Annotated in this window: 18 protein-coding genes; 11 read left to right on the top strand and 7 right to left on the bottom strand. The window is 62.5% G+C overall.

Annotated features, from left to right (window positions below; all coding sequences use genetic code 11):
- The first annotated feature begins 10 nt into the window (after positions 1-10).
- Positions 11-532: a GNAT family N-acetyltransferase gene (locus OSC37_RS10535; RefSeq protein WP_267161434.1), complete on the top strand. Its 522-nt coding sequence runs from the start codon at positions 11-13 to the stop codon at positions 530-532.
- Between the two features lie 76 nt (positions 533-608).
- Positions 609-1,208 carry a nitrous oxide reductase accessory protein NosL gene (locus OSC37_RS10530; RefSeq protein WP_267161433.1) on the top strand — a complete coding sequence of 200 codons (600 nt, stop codon included), beginning with the start codon at positions 609-611 and terminating at the stop codon, positions 1,206-1,208.
- A gap of 4 nt (positions 1,209-1,212) precedes the next feature.
- Here the strand turns inward: OSC37_RS10530 and OSC37_RS10525 are convergent, their stop codons facing one another.
- Positions 1,213-1,611: an ATP-binding protein gene (locus OSC37_RS10525; RefSeq protein ID WP_267161432.1), complete on the bottom strand. Its 399-nt coding sequence runs from the start codon at positions 1,609-1,611 to the stop codon at positions 1,213-1,215.
- Positions 1,612-1,642: 31 nt separating this feature from the next.
- On the opposite strand from OSC37_RS10525, the gene ligA reads away from it, so the two are divergent.
- Entirely contained in the window at positions 1,643-3,703 is a 2,061-nt protein-coding gene (ligA, locus tag OSC37_RS10520; RefSeq protein ID WP_267161431.1) for an NAD-dependent DNA ligase LigA, read from the top strand.
- Positions 3,704-3,721: 18 nt separating this feature from the next.
- Here the strand turns inward: ligA and OSC37_RS10515 are convergent, their stop codons facing one another.
- A complete protein-coding gene (locus OSC37_RS10515; RefSeq protein WP_267161430.1) occupies positions 3,722-3,988 on the bottom strand; it encodes a DUF7967 family protein in 267 nt (88 codons plus the stop codon).
- Between the two features lie 102 nt (positions 3,989-4,090).
- Here OSC37_RS10515 and OSC37_RS10510 point away from each other — a divergent pair, with 102 nt between their 5' ends.
- The 3 genes from OSC37_RS10510 to OSC37_RS10500 all read left to right on the top strand — a co-directional run bounded on the left by OSC37_RS10510 (position 4,091) and on the right by OSC37_RS10500 (position 7,269).
- Positions 4,091-4,768, top strand: coding sequence for a TIGR00266 family protein (locus OSC37_RS10510; protein WP_267161429.1), 678 nt, complete (start codon positions 4,091-4,093; stop codon positions 4,766-4,768).
- A gap of 38 nt (positions 4,769-4,806) precedes the next feature.
- On the top strand, positions 4,807-5,472 hold the full coding sequence (locus OSC37_RS10505) for a hypothetical protein (protein WP_267161428.1): 666 nt from the start codon (positions 4,807-4,809) through the stop codon (positions 5,470-5,472).
- Positions 5,473-5,538: 66 nt separating this feature from the next.
- Positions 5,539-7,269 carry an excinuclease ABC subunit C gene (locus OSC37_RS10500; RefSeq protein WP_267164177.1) on the top strand — a complete coding sequence of 577 codons (1,731 nt, stop codon included), beginning with the start codon at positions 5,539-5,541 and terminating at the stop codon, positions 7,267-7,269.
- Between the two features lie 192 nt (positions 7,270-7,461).
- Here the strand turns inward: OSC37_RS10500 and OSC37_RS10495 are convergent, their stop codons facing one another.
- The gene (locus OSC37_RS10495; RefSeq protein WP_267161427.1) at positions 7,462-7,923 is read right to left on the bottom strand and encodes a deoxyuridine 5'-triphosphate nucleotidohydrolase; all 462 of its coding nucleotides are present in this window, start codon (positions 7,921-7,923) and stop codon (positions 7,462-7,464) included.
- A 64-nt stretch (positions 7,924-7,987) separates the two neighbouring features.
- On the opposite strand from OSC37_RS10495, the gene OSC37_RS10490 reads away from it, so the two are divergent.
- Positions 7,988-9,952: an aconitate hydratase gene (locus OSC37_RS10490; RefSeq protein WP_267161426.1), complete on the top strand. Its 1,965-nt coding sequence runs from the start codon at positions 7,988-7,990 to the stop codon at positions 9,950-9,952.
- A gap of 114 nt (positions 9,953-10,066) precedes the next feature.
- Here the strand turns inward: OSC37_RS10490 and OSC37_RS10485 are convergent, their stop codons facing one another.
- Both OSC37_RS10485 and OSC37_RS10480 read right to left on the bottom strand, forming a co-directional pair.
- Entirely contained in the window at positions 10,067-11,023 is a 957-nt protein-coding gene (locus OSC37_RS10485) for a cation diffusion facilitator family transporter (RefSeq protein WP_267161425.1), read from the bottom strand.
- A 128-nt stretch (positions 11,024-11,151) separates the two neighbouring features.
- Entirely contained in the window at positions 11,152-11,895 is a 744-nt protein-coding gene (locus tag OSC37_RS10480) for a DNA polymerase sliding clamp (RefSeq protein WP_267161424.1), read from the bottom strand.
- Between the two features lie 110 nt (positions 11,896-12,005).
- Here OSC37_RS10480 and OSC37_RS10475 point away from each other — a divergent pair, with 110 nt between their 5' ends.
- The 4 genes from OSC37_RS10475 (at position 12,006) to OSC37_RS10460 (ending at position 15,019) form a co-directional block, all read left to right on the top strand.
- The gene (locus OSC37_RS10475; protein WP_267161423.1) at positions 12,006-12,560 is read left to right on the top strand and encodes a DUF8102 family protein; all 555 of its coding nucleotides are present in this window, start codon (positions 12,006-12,008) and stop codon (positions 12,558-12,560) included.
- Positions 12,561-12,622: 62 nt separating this feature from the next.
- Positions 12,623-13,741, top strand: a complete 1,119-nt coding sequence (locus OSC37_RS10470) for a bifunctional metallophosphatase/5'-nucleotidase (protein ID WP_267161422.1) — start codon at positions 12,623-12,625, stop codon at positions 13,739-13,741.
- Positions 13,692-14,003 (top strand): hypothetical protein, encoded by a 312-nt coding sequence (locus OSC37_RS10465; RefSeq protein ID WP_267161421.1) that lies wholly within the window; start codon positions 13,692-13,694, stop codon positions 14,001-14,003. The genes OSC37_RS10470 and OSC37_RS10465 overlap by 50 nt, the downstream gene beginning before the upstream one ends.
- A 44-nt stretch (positions 14,004-14,047) precedes the next feature.
- Positions 14,048-15,019, top strand: a complete 972-nt coding sequence (locus OSC37_RS10460) for a WD40/YVTN/BNR-like repeat-containing protein (RefSeq protein WP_267161420.1) — start codon at positions 14,048-14,050, stop codon at positions 15,017-15,019.
- Here OSC37_RS10460 and OSC37_RS10455 read toward each other — a convergent pair.
- Together OSC37_RS10455 and OSC37_RS10450 are read right to left on the bottom strand one after the other, a co-directional pair.
- Positions 15,011-15,439, bottom strand: coding sequence for an NUDIX domain-containing protein (locus tag OSC37_RS10455; protein WP_267161419.1), 429 nt, complete (start codon positions 15,437-15,439; stop codon positions 15,011-15,013). The two genes, OSC37_RS10460 and OSC37_RS10455, sit on opposite strands and share 9 nt — an antisense overlap.
- A 138-nt stretch (positions 15,440-15,577) precedes the next feature.
- Entirely contained in the window at positions 15,578-17,281 is a 1,704-nt protein-coding gene (locus tag OSC37_RS10450; RefSeq protein ID WP_267161418.1) for a sensor histidine kinase, read from the bottom strand.
- Positions 17,282-17,391: the final 110 nt, after the last annotated feature.

The following is a 17,391-nucleotide window of genomic DNA, read 5'->3' as shown; positions in this document are numbered from 1 at the left end:
GAGCTTATCTATGTCCGAGGGACACGATTCCACCGAAATTCGTCGCTTTCAACCCGGTGACGGCGATCGTATCCGCGAGTTGAACGACGTGGCAATGGCCACAACACCGGAGTACGAGCCAGCTATTCCAGATGAAGATCTCCGAGATGTCCAAGCCAACTATCTCGACGGTGACGGTGAGTTTCTTGTCGCTGTTGTCGATGGCACCATCGTCGGTATGGGAGCGTACGCGACGCCGAACGAGTGGAAAGAAGAGTTCATACACGTCGATTCCCGAACTGTTGAGCTAACACGAATGCGGGTTGACCCCGAGTATCATGGGCAGGGCGTTGGGAGTGCCCTCTACCACGAACTTGAACAGCGTGCGCGACAGGACGGATATGAACGGTTGCTCCTGGATACCGGTGTCGAGAATGATGTCGCACGTGGATTTTACGAGAGTCTCGGCTTCCAACTGGAGCAACAAATGTCCCTCAGTTTTGCGGAGTTCACGTTTGAGTTGGTACTGTACCAGAAATCTATCGGGAAATAGGTGCCCTGTACAATCACTACGATTGTTCGAGAGTCGTACCAGAACGGTCTTTTTGTTCTCGTTGGTAGCAGTGACAATGGATAGACGAACGTTTCTTCGCGGGTCGATAGCCACGGCAGGGACGGCCGTGTTTGCGGGCTGTACCGACATTCTGGGAGGGGACGACGAAAGCGTCCCGGACCCGGTCGCGCTCTCGGGCGGCAAGTTCGACTACCAGGGCGGGATGGAAATCGGGCCACACGGCGGCCCCAACGGACAGATATTCTACGCGGACAACGAACCCCAACCCCTCCAAGAGTCCGCGTCAGAGGGACAGTCGAACCTGGCCTGGTTTCACACGCTCGCCGACGGCCTCTTTCCCTACCACTTCGAGCGACTCGACCGCGGCTGGGACGCCGAGGTCGTCTACGTCACCGACTACTCGGCGGTCGAGTGGACGGTAGACGAACGCGAGGGGAGGCCGCGTCTGCCGTCGCTGACCGCACCCGACTCTTTCGCTGACGCGACGGAACTGACCTACGTCACGGGGAGTAACGCGACCGGCGGAATGGGTCCCGACCTGTTTCCATTCTCTGTGGCCGCCGACGCCGATTCCTTCGTCGACGAGTACGGCGGTCAGACCGTTTCCTACGACGATATCACCCGTCAGCTTGTCGATTCGATAGGGCCTTCGTAACCTCTCAGTCGGCGACCCGGTTGAGTTCGATACGGAGTCGTGGCTCATCCGCCGGGAACGCGAGGGTGCCATGGCCGTTCTCGATAATCCAGTTGGCGAGCCAGAGACCGAGACCCCCTCCGTGTTCGAGCTGTGTCTCCCCGCCCCGCTTCAGGGCCGCCCTGTCACTCGGTGGAAAGAGCTCGTCGGGACCGTGAATGTCAATTCGGAGTGTCCCCTCCGCTGGGACCGAGCAGGTGAGTGACACCGACGGATTCCCTGTTTGATTGTCGAGGATAGCGGTGAGAAGTTCGACCAGCGCGTCGTCGAGATTCGAGTCCGCGATAATAAAATATCTGGTGGCCAACAAGTGTGAGAGAGGCGTCACGAACGGCCGCCGAGACGATGAAGAGTCAATCCTCATATTTTAGCCACAGCGGGCGAACACACGAGTAATGGATGCGAGTGAACCGCCGACCGACAACCCGTACGTCACCGACCCCGAGGTCGACTTCGAGCCTGTCGAGACGCTGACCGGAACGGAGGCACGGGAGCAGGCGAGGCTGTTGCGCGAGGCGATTCGCTACCACGACCACCGCTACTACGTGCAGGCAGACCCTGCCATCGGCGACCGGACCTACGACGCGCTGTTCTCGCGGCTGGAGACCCTCGAAGGGAGCTTCGGCCTCGACGACGAAACGAGTCCCACGGAGCGGGTCGGCGGCGAACCCGTCTCGGAGCTTGCGACCGTCGAACACGTCGCGCCGATGCGCTCGCTCGACCAGAGCGGCGAGGCAGACGAGGTGCGGGCGTTCGACCGTCAGGTCCGCGACGCAGTTGGAGACGTGACCTATCTCTGCGAGCCGAAGTTCGACGGCCTCTCCGTCGAGGTCGTCTACGAGGACGGCGTCTACCAGCGGGCAGCGACACGAGGTGACGGCCAGCAGGGTGACGACGTAACCGAGCAGGTGCGGACGATTCCGAGCGTCCCACAGCGTCTTCGCGGCGACTACCCCGACTTCCTCGCGGTCAGAGGCGAGGTATACATGCCGCGTGCGGCTTTCCAAGAACACAACCGCGAACGCGTCGAGCGCGGCGACGACCCCTTCGCCAACCCCCGTAACGCCGCGGCGGGGACGCTCCGCCAGCTCGACCCCTCGGTGGTGGCCGAGCGGCCGCTCTCGGTGTTTTTCTTCGCGGTGCTCGATGCAAGTGTCGACTTCGAGACACACGACGAACTGTACGAGCGGTTCCCTGAGTGGGGGCTTCGGGTCACCGACCACGCCAAGGTCGTCGGAGATATCGAGGCCGCAATCGATTACCGGGACGACCTGCTCGTCCGCCGTGAGGAGCTCGATTACGAAATCGACGGAACCGTTATCACGCTGAACGACCGCGCCGCCTGCGAGCGCCTGGGGTCGACGGCGCGTGCCCCGCGGTGGGCCTTCGCCTACAAGTTCCCGGCCCGGAGCGAGCGGACGACCGTCCGGGATATCGTCGTCCAAGTCGGCCGGACCGGGCGGCTCACGCCGGTCGCGTTGCTCGACCCCATCGATGTCGGCGGCGTCACCGTCTCGCGGGCCAGCCTCCACAACCCCGACGAGATTGCCAGACTCGGCGTGAGCGTCGGCGATGAGGTGGCAGTCGAACGCGCCGGCGACGTTATCCCGGACGTGACCGAGGTCGTCGACGGCGACGACAGACACTACGAGTTTCCAGAAACGTGTCCGGCCTGCGGAAGCGAGGTCGAACGTGACGGACCGCTGGCGTTCTGTCCGGCCGGGCTGGGCTGTCCGGCCCAGCGCGAACAGGCCATCGAGTACTACGCCAGCCGGGAGGCGATGGATATCGAGGGGCTGGGCGAGGCCGGTGTCACACAGCTCACCGAGGCCGGTCTGGTCGAGGACCTCGCGGACCTCTACGAGCTGACTGTCGGCGACCTCGCCGAACTGGAGGGGTGGGGCGAGACGAGCGCCGAGAACCTCATCGCAGAGTTGGAGGCGACGCGAGAGCCGCCGCTTGCGGATTTCCTGACGGCACTGGGTATCCCGGAGGTCGGGTCGACAACCGCCCGCGAACTCGCCCAGCAGTTCGAGACCATCGAGGCGGTCCGGACCGCGGGCGAGGACGAACTCCAAGCGGTGCCAGATGTCGGCCCGAAAGTGGCGGCGGCCGTTCGCGACTTTTTCGAGACCGAGGAGAACGCCGCGGTCATCGACCGACTGCTCGACCACGTCGACCCACAGCCCGCAACGACGGGGGGCGCGGAACTCGACGGGCTGACCGTCGTCTTCACGGGGTCACTCGACCGACTCACCCGGAGCGCGGCACAGGACCTCGTCGAGCGCCACGGCGGCTCGGCGACCGGCAGCGTCTCCGGGAACACGGATTATCTGGTCGTCGGCGACAACCCCGGCCAGCGAAAACGCGACGACGCCGCGGACCACGGCGTCGAGACGCTCTCCGAGTCAGCCTTTATTACGGAACTCGAAGAGCGCGGCGTCGACATCGAGTAAGTCGTCTCGCGGCTGTTGTCAGACTTCTTCGTCTGGGTCGTGGCTCTCGGCCATCTGTCCGGCCTCGGTCCGGTAGCGCTCCTTGGTGTCCGCATCTGTGACCGCCTCCAGGCGGTCAGCGGGAACATCTCGGCCGGCGGTGACCTCCTTGTTGAACAGCATCCGGTGAGAGAACTGCTGTTTCACGTGGCGCTCGCCGTCCCGGGTCGCGTACACCAGCGTGACGAGGTCTTCGCTCTGGCCGTAGCTCCGCTCGACGAGCCACGTCTGAACAGTCTCGCTCATACCCGGCGTTCGGACTCCTCTCTGTTGTATCCTCCGAGTACGAGTCTCTGGAGATGAAACAGACCCCAGGACATACTTGTGTGGCGACAAAACCATCCACTCATGGAGTACGAGTTTACCCACAAGCCGTCGTACACACACCTTATCGTCACGCTCGACGCCGGGGAGTCGGTTGTCGCCGAGCCGGGCGCGATGGTCGGCCACTCGGCAAACGTCTCCATCGAGACCGGCACGAGCAGAGATGGCCTGCTTAGCTCGGCGAAGTCGCTTCTCGGCGGCGAGTCGGCGTTCGCAAACGAGTTCACTGCCGAAGGCGGCCAGGGCCAAGTGACGCTCGCGCCGCCGACGCCTGGCGACGTGAATTCCCACGACCTGCGCGACGAGACGCTGTACTCGACGGACGGCTCCTTCCTCGCCGCGACCGAGGGAATCGATATCGACTCCGAAATCGGCGGCCTCAAGTCGATGCTCGGCGAGGCGAGCCTGACGCCGCTCGCGCTGAAAGGGACCGGCACGGCGTTCATCGACGCTTACGGCGGCCTCGAGAAGCTCGAGCTGGCCGCTGGCGAGTCCTACGTGCTCGACAACGAACACCTGATTGCCTGGGACGACAGAATCGACTACTCGGTTACCCGTGTCGGTGACCTCAAGTCGACGGTGCTGAGCGGCGAGGGGCTCGTCTTCGAGTTTACCGGCCCCGGCACGGCCTGGTACCAGACCCGGGATATGGACGCGTTCGCGTCGATTATCGCCCCGTACGTCCAGACCGACGACAGCTAACCCGAGCGTTCTTGATTGCCGGTCACGTACGGGAGAGTATGTCACGCTGGCAGCGTCGTGTCGACGACCTGCTCTACGACGGCGAGACGGTGCGCGAGCGACTCGATGTCGACACCGCCCGCGTCGTCGTCACCAGCCACCGCGTTCTCGTCTTCACCCCGGAGATGGACGGCGAGAACTTCAGACAGGCCGACCGTCCCAACGTGACCGGCGTCGAGATCAGCGCACTCGCCTGGGCAGGACTCCGCCGTCGCGGGCTTGTTGCTGGCCTCGCCGGTGTGACGCTGTTGGTCGCCGGCCTCGCCTTCGATCCGGAGTCGATATTCGGTGACAGCCTCGGGTTCGACACCGGCGCGGGCGAACGAGTCGGTCTCGGGGGTATCATGGATGCCACGCGCTCGATGTTTGCGCTCTTGCGCAACTTCGATACGCTCCTCGTGAACATCGGCCTGCTCGCGCTGGTGCTGTCGTCTGTCCTGCTCGGGGTTTACTGGTACTTGCGGACGCCGACGCTGGTCATCCGGCTCGCAGGCGAAACGGGCGACGTGCATATCCCGCGCCCGGAGACCGTTAGCGACACCAGCGCCCGCCTCGAAGCGGCTATTTTCCCCGACCCCGCCGAGCAGACACCGGGTCAGGACGAGGACGACTCCGACGACGGGGGCTTTATCGACGACCACTCCGAGAGCACCGCCCCCCGATAGAACGCAGAGATACCGCCGCAAGCGACGACCGACGCCGTCATACTTGTCGAGCCGTACTCCCTGATGATGGACGCCGAAGCGGTCCGCGAGCGTGCGAGCGAGCTTCCCCGCGAGCCGGGCGTCTACCAGTTCCTCGACGGCGACCGAGTGCTGTACGTCGGCAAGGCCGTCGACCTGCGCGACCGCGTCCGCTCCTATCTCACCCCCAGAAGCGAGCGCATCCGCCAGATGGTCGACCGCACACAGGACATCGAGGTCGCGGTCACCGAGACCGAATCCCAGGCGCTACTCCTGGAGGCCAATCTCATCAAGCGCCACCGGCCGCGGTACAACGTCCGCCTGAAAGACGACAAATCCTACCCGCTTGTCGAGCTGACCGACCACGCGTTCCCACAGATTCGCATCACGCGTGACCCCGAGGCCGGGTCGACGGTGTTTGGTCCCTTCACCGACCGCGGCCAGGTCGAGACCGTCGTGAAAGCGTTAAGGGAGACCTACGGCCTGCGGGGCTGTTCGGACCACAAGTACAGCACCCGCGACCGTCCCTGTCTCGATTACGATATCGGCCTCTGTAGCGCCCCCTGCACAGACGAGATTGGCCGCGAGGGGTACGTCGCCGACGTTGAGGCTGTCGAGCGCTTTTTCGGCGGCGAGACCGGCGTGTTGACCGACCCGCTCGAACGCGAGATGGCGGCCGCCGCCGAAGACGAACGCTTCGAGCGGGCGGCAAATCTTAGGGATACGCTGGCCGCCGTCGAGGGCTTCCACGACACGGGCGCGGCCGCGGTCAGTGCCGCCGGCGAGAGTCGCCAGCGCACGGACGTACTGGGCGTCTCGCTCGCCGGCAGCGAGCCGACGGTCGCAGTCTTACGCGCCGACGGCGGTCAGCTTGTCGAGCGAGAGCAACACACGCTCGACGCACCCGAGACGACCCCTGAGCCGGCGACGGTGCTCGGGGCCTTTCTCCCGCAGTACTACGCCGCGGCAGACCTGCCGGAAGCGATACTCTGTCCCGAACAGCCCGCGGGCGGCGACATCGAGTCCTGGCTGGCGGGCGTCGGCGTCGAGTTGCGCGTCCCCGGAGCCGGCCGGGAGGCGACGCTGGTCGACCTTGCGATGAAAAACGCGAGCAGGCCCGAGCGCGACCGCGACGAGACGGCGGCGCTTGCTGACGCGCTCGGCATCGACGCAGCGACCCGCATCGAGGGGTTCGACGTGAGTCACACCCAAGGCCGTGGTGTCGTCGGGAGCAACGTCGTCTTCGTCGACGGAACCCCCGAAAAGAGCGCGTACCGCCGCCGCAAGCTCGAAGAAACCAACGACGACTACGGCAACATGGCCGAACTCGTCGGCTGGCGAATCGAGCGGGCACGCGACGGGGGTGACGACCGCCCTCAACCGGACCTTCTGCTGATCGACGGCGGCCGCGGCCAGCTGTCGGCCGCACGCGAGGCAGTCGACGGCTTGAATGTCCCCATTATCGCACTTGCGAAGGCCGAAGAGCGTGTCATTACGCCCGACAGGACTTACAACTGGGCGGGCGACGACCCGAAACTGCATCTACTCCAGCGGGTTCGGGACGAGGCCCACCGGTTTGCGGTCCAGTACCACGAGACGGTCAGAGACGAGGTATCGACGCCGCTCGACGAAATACCGGGCGTCGGCCCGGAGACACGCAAGCGTCTCCTCGGCCGGTTTGGGAGCGTCGATAGCGTCCGGACGGCCGCACGCGAGGAACTCGAACGCGTCGAAGGTATCGGTGAAAAGACCGCAGCCCGTCTTGTCGACCGACTGTAGCCGCGGCTATCGAGCGTGGAAAATCGCCGGTTGGGGGAAATCCGGTCAAAAGCTGTCAGAGGCACGGTCCGGGTGTTCTCTCCCCAACGCGGCTACTTCTAGGTTTTGTATGCGGACATATAATGGTGCTGTTTCAATCGATTAAATGTTGTCGGTTATGGTGTTATATCGTACAAGAAAGTGCAGAAACGGTCATAAATTCTCGCCCTGGTAGGAGCCATCGTAGCTCTCCTCGTGTGCTGCATCGGCGAGCACGAGCTGTGCGATGCGAGCGCCGCGTTCGAGTTCTATCTCGTGGAAGACTTCGAGCAGCCCCTCGCCACGGCCCTCGTAGCCGGCGTCCCAGACAGCAGTATCGAGCATACAGGAGTTGCGCAGCAGCGACGACCGCGGATACAGAAAGCCGATGTGGTCGTCCGGAATCGTGATTTGCTCGCCGTACCGGACGATGTAGCCGCCGGGCTCCAGGCTGTAGTGGCCGTCCTCAGGGTCGAGTTCCTGGCGCTCGCCGACGGTCTTGCCGTCGCGGCCGATACGACCCGGTTCGGTCTGTTCGAAGACAGCATCGACCGTGAGGTCGACACCATTTGGCTGGACCTGTGTCTCGCGCAGTTCACCGAGGTTGTCGGCGACGAAGTGGCCGCTTTTGAACATACCGACAGTGAGAAGCGGCCGTATAACATCTTTTATGTCCGTGGATAGTCGATGTTAAGACGCTATGGGAAAGACACTTACCGAAAAAATTCTCGATGACCACCTCGTCGAGGGCGAGTTAGAGCCCGGCGAGGAGATCGGCATCGAGATCGATCAGGTGCTGACACAGGACACGACGGGCACGCTCGTCTGGCTCCAGTTCGAGGCACTGGGTCTCGACGAGGTCCAGACCGAGCTTGCCGCACAGTACTGTGACCACCAGACCTACCAGTTCGACTTCAAGAACACCGACGACCACCGCTTCCTCCGCTCGGCGGCAGGGACGTTCGGGGCCTACTTCTCGCGACCGGGTAACGGTATCTGTCACAACGTCCACCGCGAGAACTTCGCCGCGCCCGGCAAGACGCTGCTGGGTTCTGACTCCCACACCCCAACCCCTGGCGGACTCGGCCAGCTCGCTATTGGTTCGGGTGGGCTCGACGTGGCTGTCGCGATGGGTGGCGGCTCGTACTTCATCGAGATGCCCGAGGTCACCGAGGTTCGCCTCGAAGGCGAACTCCCCGAGTGGGCGACCGCAAAAGACATCATCCTCGAGATGCTCCGTCGCCTCTCCGTGAAGGGCGGCGTCGGCAAGATCTTCGAGTACACCGGTCCGGGCGTCGAGTCGCTCTCGGCCCCCGAGCGGATGACAATTACCAACATGGGAACCGAGCTCGGCGCGACATCGAGCATCTTCCCGTCTGACGAGCAGACCAAAGACTACCTCGAACGCGTCGGCCGCAGCGAGGCGTACGAGCCCCTCCAGCCCGACGACGACGCCGAGTACCACGACTCGGTCACCATCGACCTCGCGGAGCTCGAACCCCTGATTGCCGAGCCGTCGATGCCCGACAACGTCGTTCCGGTCCGCGAGGCCGCCGGTGCCGACGTCGACCAGGTCATGGTCGGCTCCTGTACCAACGGTGCCTACGAGGATATCCTGCCGGCCGCGAAGATGCTCGAAGACCAGACTATCGACCTCTCGACGGAGATGATCGTCGCGCCCGGCTCGAAGAAGGCAAGCGAGATGCTCGCCCGCGAGGGGTGGACTGCTGAGCTGATGGCCGCCGGTGTCAACTTCTCCGAGGCCACCTGTGGCGCGTGTATCGGTATCGGCCACGTGCCAGGCAGCGACTCCATCTCTCTGCGGACGTTCAACCGCAACTTCGAGGGTCGTTCGGGCATCGAGGACGACAACGTCTACCTCTGTTCGCCAGAGGTAGCCGCCGCGTCCGCGCTCGAAGGCGAAATCACCGACCCACGCGACCTCGACGATGACATCGAAGCCCCCGGCTTCGAGATGCCCGAAGCCTTCGAAGGTGCCGAGAACGACATTATCGATCCCGACGAGGCCGTCGACGACGACCTCATCAAGGGACCGAACATCGGCGACGTGCCGCTGAAAGACCCCCTCGGCGCGGACATCGAGGGGTCGGCACTGCTGAAGATGGACGACAACATCACGACCGACCACATCATCCCGGCCACACAGGACATCCTGATGTACCGGTCGAACATTCCGAAACTCTCGGAGTTCACCCTCTCGCGTGTCGACGACACCTTCGCCGACCGCTCGCTCAACGCCGACGGCGGCTTCCTGGTCGCCGGCGAGAACTACGGCCAGGGCTCCTCGCGTGAGCACGCCGCGCTCTGTCCGATGTATCTCGGTATCGAGGGCGTCCTCGCCCAGAGCTTCGCGCGCATCCACCGTGCGAACCTCTTCAACTTCGGGCTCCTTCCGCTCGAAATCGACGAGGACACCTACGAGAACATCGACCAGGGCGACGACGTCGAAATCGTCGACGATGTCGCCGAGGCCGTCCGCTCGGGCCAGGAAGAGTTCACCATCCGCGTGAACGACGACTGGGAAGCGACAGGCGTCCTCGACGCCTCCGAGCGCGAGCGCGATATCCTCGCGGCCGGTGGCAAGCTCTCACACACCAAACAGCAGTACGAGAACGAAGGCGGCGCGGCACCTGCTGACGACTAACGACGCTCTCGCGGTCGATATTTTCTTCTCTTTCGGGTGTGTTGAAGACTAGCTGTTGTGACCTGAACAGGCCGATTGCGGGAGAATTAACCGAACGTCACGAGTTTTGAGAGGTCACAGCTCCGGTTCGAGATAGATGGTCTGAACGCGGTCGTCGGTCTCGTGGATTTTCTGCTCAATTTGGTCGATGTCTCGTTTGGCCGCCTCGACGGACAGCTCCGAGTCGAAGGTTACCTCGCCGGTCACGAGCACGCGGCCGACGCCGACGTACATCGTCCGGAAGTCCTTGACTGCGGTGACCCCCTCGTGTGCCTCGACGACCGCCCGGAGTTCGTCTTCGACCGCCGCAGGCAGGCTCTCGCCGAGGAGGAGCCGTTTGTTCTCGACTGCAAGCGCCGCCGCGAACACCATGAGCAAGACGCCGATGATGACTGCCGACGCGGAGTCGTACACCGGATTCCCCGTCACGCGCGTGGCGACGAGTCCGACGAGAGCGGTGAACAGCCCCAGCAGCGCGACCGTGTCCTCGACGAAGGCGGTCAGCGTCGACAGGTCGCTGGTGCGTCCGAAGGCCTGGCGGTAGCCCGACCAGCCGTATTTGCCCATCTGGCGGCGGAGCTCGCCCCGTGCTTTCAGGAACGCGTAGCTCTCGAAGGCGATGCCGCCAATCAAAATAGCGACTGAGATGTAGAAGGGGTCGACCGGGGCCTCCCAATCCAGCGTGAACCCGAGGAACTGGGCGGCCTCCTCGCCATGTCCGCCAGACCGTATCTCGGCGATGCCGTGTTTGAGACTCTCCCAGCCAGCCACGCCAAAGAGCAACACCGACACCAGAAACGCATAGAAGAACTGGGATTTGCCGTATCCGAAGGGGTGTTGTTCCGAAGCCTCTTTCTGGCTGTACTTGATGCCGATGAGAAGCAGTACCTGATTGCCAGTGTCAGAGACCGAGTGGTAGGTCTCTGCGAGCATCGAAGGACTCCCGGTCAACAGGAACCCGCCGAACTTCAGTATCGCAATCCCGCCGTTGGCAATCATCGCCGCTATCACGACGCCAGTGCTGCCGGCCATACGACCGCTTCCAGGGGTATCGACTAACCTGTTCTGGTGTCGGAACGATGCCAGGACTCTTTGAGGCCGAGATGATACAGCCGACAGACAGATGTACCGACACAGACCGTCGTGCCCACGAGGGGAATCTATGCCCGCTGGAGACGCGGTGCAACCCGGTACGTGACAGGCTGGTCAGCTTCAGGGACGACAAATTCGAAGCCAGCGAGAAACTCCTCGCCGAGTTCGAGTGTGACCGTCTGACCGCGAGGGATAACACGGTTGATTGCAGTGAGATAGTCCAGCGAATACAGCGAGTCGGCCGGCCCAGGTGATAATGCCGCCACCTCCTGGCGACCGAGTTCGACGAGCACCTCGTCGGTGTCCCCTTCTGCTGCGATGACGAGCGTCTCGCGGTCTGGGTCGACAGCCAGCCTGAGGTGGTCCGACACCATCTCCGCTGCCTTCACACCGCGGTCGATGTGACGGCCATCGAGCGTTACCTCTGCCGGCGGTTCGAGGTCCGGGAGGTCCGGTTCATCCCGAATCGAATCGGGGTCGAGCAGCCCCAGTGTATACGAGAGTGTGCCGACTTCGACATCGAGTTTGCGTGACCGTTCGTCGAACTCCATCCGGACGGTGTCTCCGGTTTCGGCGACGCTCAGTATCTCCGACAGCCGTTCGAGATTTACACCCAGCACCGCCTCCGAGGCCTCGTACTGCTCGAACTGTTCGGCGTCGAGCGTCAGGTCGACCAGCGCGACGAGCGCGGGGTCGGCTGCACGCAGCCGCATCCCGTCGCTGTCGACGTGGATACGGCACTCCTCGACGAGCACCTCCACAGATGCCAGTGCGTTCCGAAACGCCGTCGCGTCGATAGTCGCTGAGAACATGGCTCGTCTTCCGCTGGCACAACCTTAACAATTATCGACAGAATCTGATATATAATCCAAAACAGATTAGAAATTTATATATGCAATCTATACATAACCCAATATAGATTATGATTGAGAGCAGAGAGCGTGGCATATTGAGCCCAGCGGACAGAGACTACCTGCACGGCGAGGCAGATTTTTCGAGCGTCCAGGCCGAACGGAACGCTCGGGCGCGGATTCGTGACCGCGTGTACGAGTCGACATACGACTTCGAGGTACTGGTCGAGCAACTATCCGACCGCGACCGACAGCTCGTCTTCGAGAAACGACTAGGAACCGAGGGAAAGAGTGCCTACGACGCGCTCGTCTCTGCACTGGCCTTCCTCTATCAGGGTATCGAAGACACCGGCGTCGACTTCGAAGACGCGCTTGCAGAGGCGGTAAACGTCGCACAGGCCCGGAACGACCGTGCCGCGACCGTCGACCTCGATGTGACCTTTCACGCCCTCTCGACCGAGGAACTGCTCCGGAGACTTCGCGCCGGCGAGACACTGTCGCTGACCGAGATTGCGTACCTCCAACAGAGTGACGAGATATCACAAGCCGAACTCGCCCGGTACTTCTCGGGTGACGAGGAAACCATCGACGACGGGCGTATCCAGTCTAAAGTCACGCAGTTTTGAGGCTGTTCCACGAGACTTTTGCCGGTCGGTTCGATACTGCATGACAACGAGACAGAAATTCGATGCCCGTCCAAGTCCTCCAGTACTCCGACATCGAAAACGCGACCGACGATCCAGAACGTATCGGTCGGCTCACGCGAGCGATTCAGAAACGTCGCGACGAGGACACGCTCGTCTGTGGCACCGGCGACACCACCGCGCCGGGGTTGCTCTCGATGGAGACCGACGCCGAGCACATCGGCCCGTTATTCGAGGCAATCCAGCCGGATTTTTCGGTTCCCGGCAACCACGACTTCGACAACGGCGTCGACGCCTTCCGAGATGTCGTCGCGGACTCGCCACAGCGCTGGCTGGTTGCCAACCTCCACGAGGACAACCGCCCGTTTGCCCACGATCTCGGGGTCCGTGAGACCGCGACTGTCCGCGTCGGCACCGAGCGCATCGGCCTAGTCGGCGTGACCGACCCAGTGACACTCGGCGACTACGTTACGCGCGAACTGACTGTTGGAGACCCCGTCGCTGCCGCCGAAGCAGCCCTATCGGACCTGCCGGTCGACTGCGACCACGTGGTCGTGCTCTCACACGCCGGCGGCCGGGACGACGAACTCGCCAACCTCGACGGTGTCGACCTCGTGTTGGGCGGGCACGAACACGACCGGCGGGCCGGGTCTGTCGCCGGCACGCCGGTTGCACACCCCGGCGAGCGTGGCGAACGCCTCACCGAGGCAACGCTCGGCGACGAGGTGACGGTGACGCTACACGACGTGGCCGACTACCCCGTCGCCGAGGAGATAGCAGCTACCTATCGCGAGCTGTTTGCCGAGCTGGGGCTGGACGAGACCGTCACACGAGTCGAAGATTCTATCGGCCGGGAGCGGGCCGACCGGTATCCCGAAACGCCGATTGGAAACTTCGTCGTCGACGCGGTTCGGTGGGCTGCCGGTGCCGACGTTGCCGTCGTCCACCCACTTATGTTGCGGAGCGGCCCGCCGCTTTCGGGCGCGGTGTCGGTCGGCGACGTGCGCTCGACTGCCCCCTTCGACAACGATATCCACTCGACTCAACGGCGAGGAACTTCTGGCGCTGTTCGAGAGTCTCGAATCCCCCGACTTTCTCGACCTCGACGCGGAGGTGTACGGCCACGTCAGCGGCGCGGCCCTCTCGTGGCAACGGGACGATGACGGACTCGATCTCGTTGAGGCGACCGTCGGTGGACGGCAGCCAGCTCCAAGCGAGGCCTACGTCGTCGCCGCCCCCTCGCTCGAGTTTTACGCCGACGACCTCTACCCCGTTCTCGACGAGGACCACATCGAGGCCGACCACGGCACCCAACACGATGCGCTCGTCGGGTACGCCCGCGAGCACGGCATCGACGCCGAGACCGACGGACGGATGCAGGTGATAGCAGATACTGCCAGCAACAAGTATCACTCACTCCGGTAAGCCGGTGCGTTTTATATGATTACCGCCAAATAACACGGATAATTGTGTACTGTCGGCTGTATCTCGGCACCGAAGACGGACTCCGGACGGCACACATCGACACAGGCGGCTTCGAGGTGACCGCGAGCAGCCTCGACGGGAACGCAGTTCGCTCGCTCTCAGTCGCCCCCGACGACTCAGACGACGTTCTCGTCGGCTGTGGCCTGCGCGGTCAGGGGCTGTACCGGACGACAGACGGCGGCGGCTCTGTCGAGACGCTCGGTTTCGACGAGGAGTGGGTCTGGGGCCTGGCTCGTCACCCGACAGAGCCCGAGACCATCTACGTCGGGACCGAGCCACCGATGGTGTACCGCTCGACCGACGGCGGCGACTCTTTCGAGGCGCTGTCGGGAGTCGCGGACCTCCCGAGCCGTCAGGAGTGGTCGTTTTTCTTCGAGCCGTTTGAGGCCGGCCACGTCCACGGCTTCGATATCCATCCGGAGCGCCCAGATCGCATCGTCGCGGGCGTCGAACACGGTGCTATCATCTACTCGGCTGACAGCGGCGAGACGTGGACGGAGACGATGGTCGGTGCAGACGCCCACCGGCTGGCAGTTCATCCCGACGACCCAGCGGTGGTGTTCGCGGCGAACGGCTCAGGACTCTACCGAAGTGACGACGCCGGCGAGGAGTGGACACAGCTCTCCCCACTCGCCGGGGAATACGTCCACAGCATCGTCTTCGACCCGGACGACCCTGAGCGGCTATACGTTTACGCAGCAGACGAGGGGCCAGTCGTCTACCGGAGCGAGGACGGCGGTGACTCCTGGCGTTCCTGTGGCGACGACCTCCCCGAAGCCGGGGCGGCCGACACGCTCGCGGTTCACCCCGAACGGCCCAAGACGCTCTTCTATGCGGGCGAAATCGACGGGGAGAGTCGACTGTTCGTGAGCCACGACGCCGGTGACTCCTGGGAGCGACTGGGGGGTGGGCTCCCCAGGACGTGGCGGCTGGCGACCGCGGCCGACTTACGATAGTTCCTCGACGAACGCCCGCTGTCGTGGGCGCTGTGTGAGTCGGGTGGCTTCTTCGTCGCACAGATACGCCGTGAGTTCTGTCGGGTCGACCCACTCAACAGCTTGGAGGTCGTCCCCCGCTTTCGCGTCGTGGGAGTCAGCCCGGCAGTGATACAGCAGCTGGAGACTATCTTTTGACCCATCTGTCCCCCACGCGAATGTCATCGCGTCGACGAGTTCCGCGACAGTTACGTCGAGGCCGGTCTCCTCGCGAACCTCCCGCTCGACCACCGTTTCGACCGCTTCGTCGGCCGCGAGATGGCCGCCGGGGATGTGCCACTGGCCGCCTATCGGGTGGTCTGGCTCTGGTTCTTTCTGCCCGACCAGCACCTCGCCATCGTGGGTGATGAGTGCCTTGACGACGGTTCTGAAGCTGTCCATACGCCGGCTTGTCGGGTGGGAGAGCAATACCGTTCGAAACGCGGCGAACGCTTGTCTGCGGTGGTGACAAACTGTCGCTGCTATCGACCACGACAGTCGGCCTCAAAAGAAGTGGTAGACGAGACAGTCGTTTTGAGACTATGCATCAATTGTGACAGCAGTAATCTCGAATCGTGCGCCACCGTCGTTGCTCTCTGTAACACGGATTGCCCAGCCGTGGGCCGTCACGAACTCCTGAACGATAGAGAGGCCGAACCCGGAGCCTGTGCCGGCTGTCGTATATCCGTGTTCGAACACTTCTGTTCGGTTTTCTTCTGGAATTCCGGTCCCATCGTCTTCGACGTAGAATCCATCGTCGTCCATTGTGCCGACAGTGACTGTCAGCGGTGGCTCGTTGTGGTCGGCAGCGTTCCGAAAGAGATTCTCCAGTATGTTCTGCAGCAAATTCTCGTTCGCTTCAATCGAGCAATTCCAGGGGATGTCGGTTTTGAGTGTTGCCCCACCGGTCGATGCAGTGTTCCAGGCCTCCTCGACGAGTGGCTCCAGCGGTATCGACTCGAAATCCGCTTCATCGAGTGCCGTCTCCGTGCGTGCAAGTGTGAGTAACTCGTCGATCATCGTCTCCATTCTATCGTGTGCATCAGCGACTTTCTCGAAATGTTCCGCCTGGCCTTGCTCTCTCGAAAGGTCGAGATAGGTCTGAGCCATGTTCAACGGATTGCGAAGGTCGTGACTAACCACACCTGTGAACCGGTCGAGCCGCTCGTTTTTCCGTTCGAGTTGTGCTGTCGTCTCTTCCAGTTCGTCTCGTTGCTGTTCGAGCTCCTGCTTTTGAGCATCTAGCTCTGTTACGTCGTTGAACAGGAGGACAGAGGCGTTGAACTGGTCGTAGTCGTCGAAAATCGGTGCCCGCTCGGCTTCGTAGATTCGTGTCTCACCACTTGCGTGAGACAGTTCACACCGCACCGGCTTCTGGCGGTCGTCCCAGTCAGTGTCAACCAAGGACGCGTTGAGGGTATCGAGAGACTGATTCAACGGGTTGCCGTTCTCGAACAGCCGCTGTGCGGCCGGGTTAGCATCGATAACTCGCCCATCGGGACCGACCACAAGCACGCCGGCGTCGACGTATTGAAACACCCGCTGTCTGGCGACGGGAACGACCTCGAACAGTTCGAACCGAAAGATAGCAACCGCCAGAATAACGCCCGTTGCGGCGAACGAGAGCGGAGCGAGCGCTAACTGAAGCGGAATGAACGCCTGAATCAACGCCACGAGAACGGGAAGGCCTAGGCCGAAAAGAATAGACAACTGTTGCTTCCGAAACACACCGACGCGGATCGAGCGGAAGAACTCGACAGCGACGAGTCCTAGGGCGACAAAGAGATAGATGAACACGGTGGACAGGATTAGCACGTAGGCCTCGCCGAAATCAAAGCGTAAGAGAGTGATACCGAGTTGCTCATCCATCCGCACGTTTTGATGGACGCTTGACGGCCAGACCCATGGTACAATGCTCAGAATCACGGCAGGAAAAGCCAATACCAGTACGCGCGAGGTGGTTATCAGGCCTTCTCTGTTGGTGTACTCGAGTGCAAAGAGAATGTAAAACACAGCAGCGAACAGGAACGCTGGAAACGTCAACCGTGACCAGACCAAACTTGCTGTCTCGGAAGGCTGAGTCAGTTGCACCCCGTACGTAACACTGTACAGTGTCGAAAAGAGTAAAATCCCGAGTAACGACTGTGCACCGCGTGTCTCACGAGACGACAATGTATAGACTGCAAGAAGTAACGTAAGAAGTCCCCCCAGGACGATTGGGAAATGAAAGAATGTCCATTGCATGATGGGCCTCCGCTATAATATCCAGTTTGATGCACTCTACTCTCTTATTTCTTCGTGTCGAGTACCCTCCCCGTTGCCACGTACGCAGAATCTATCCGGTACAGCACGTC

Source organism: Halovenus salina, from assembly GCF_026410925.1.
Lineage (GTDB): Archaea > Halobacteriota > Halobacteria > Halobacteriales > Haloarculaceae > Halovenus > Halovenus salina.
Note: the sequence above shows the minus strand (reverse complement) of the source record. Positions and strands in the feature narration are given on the sequence as shown.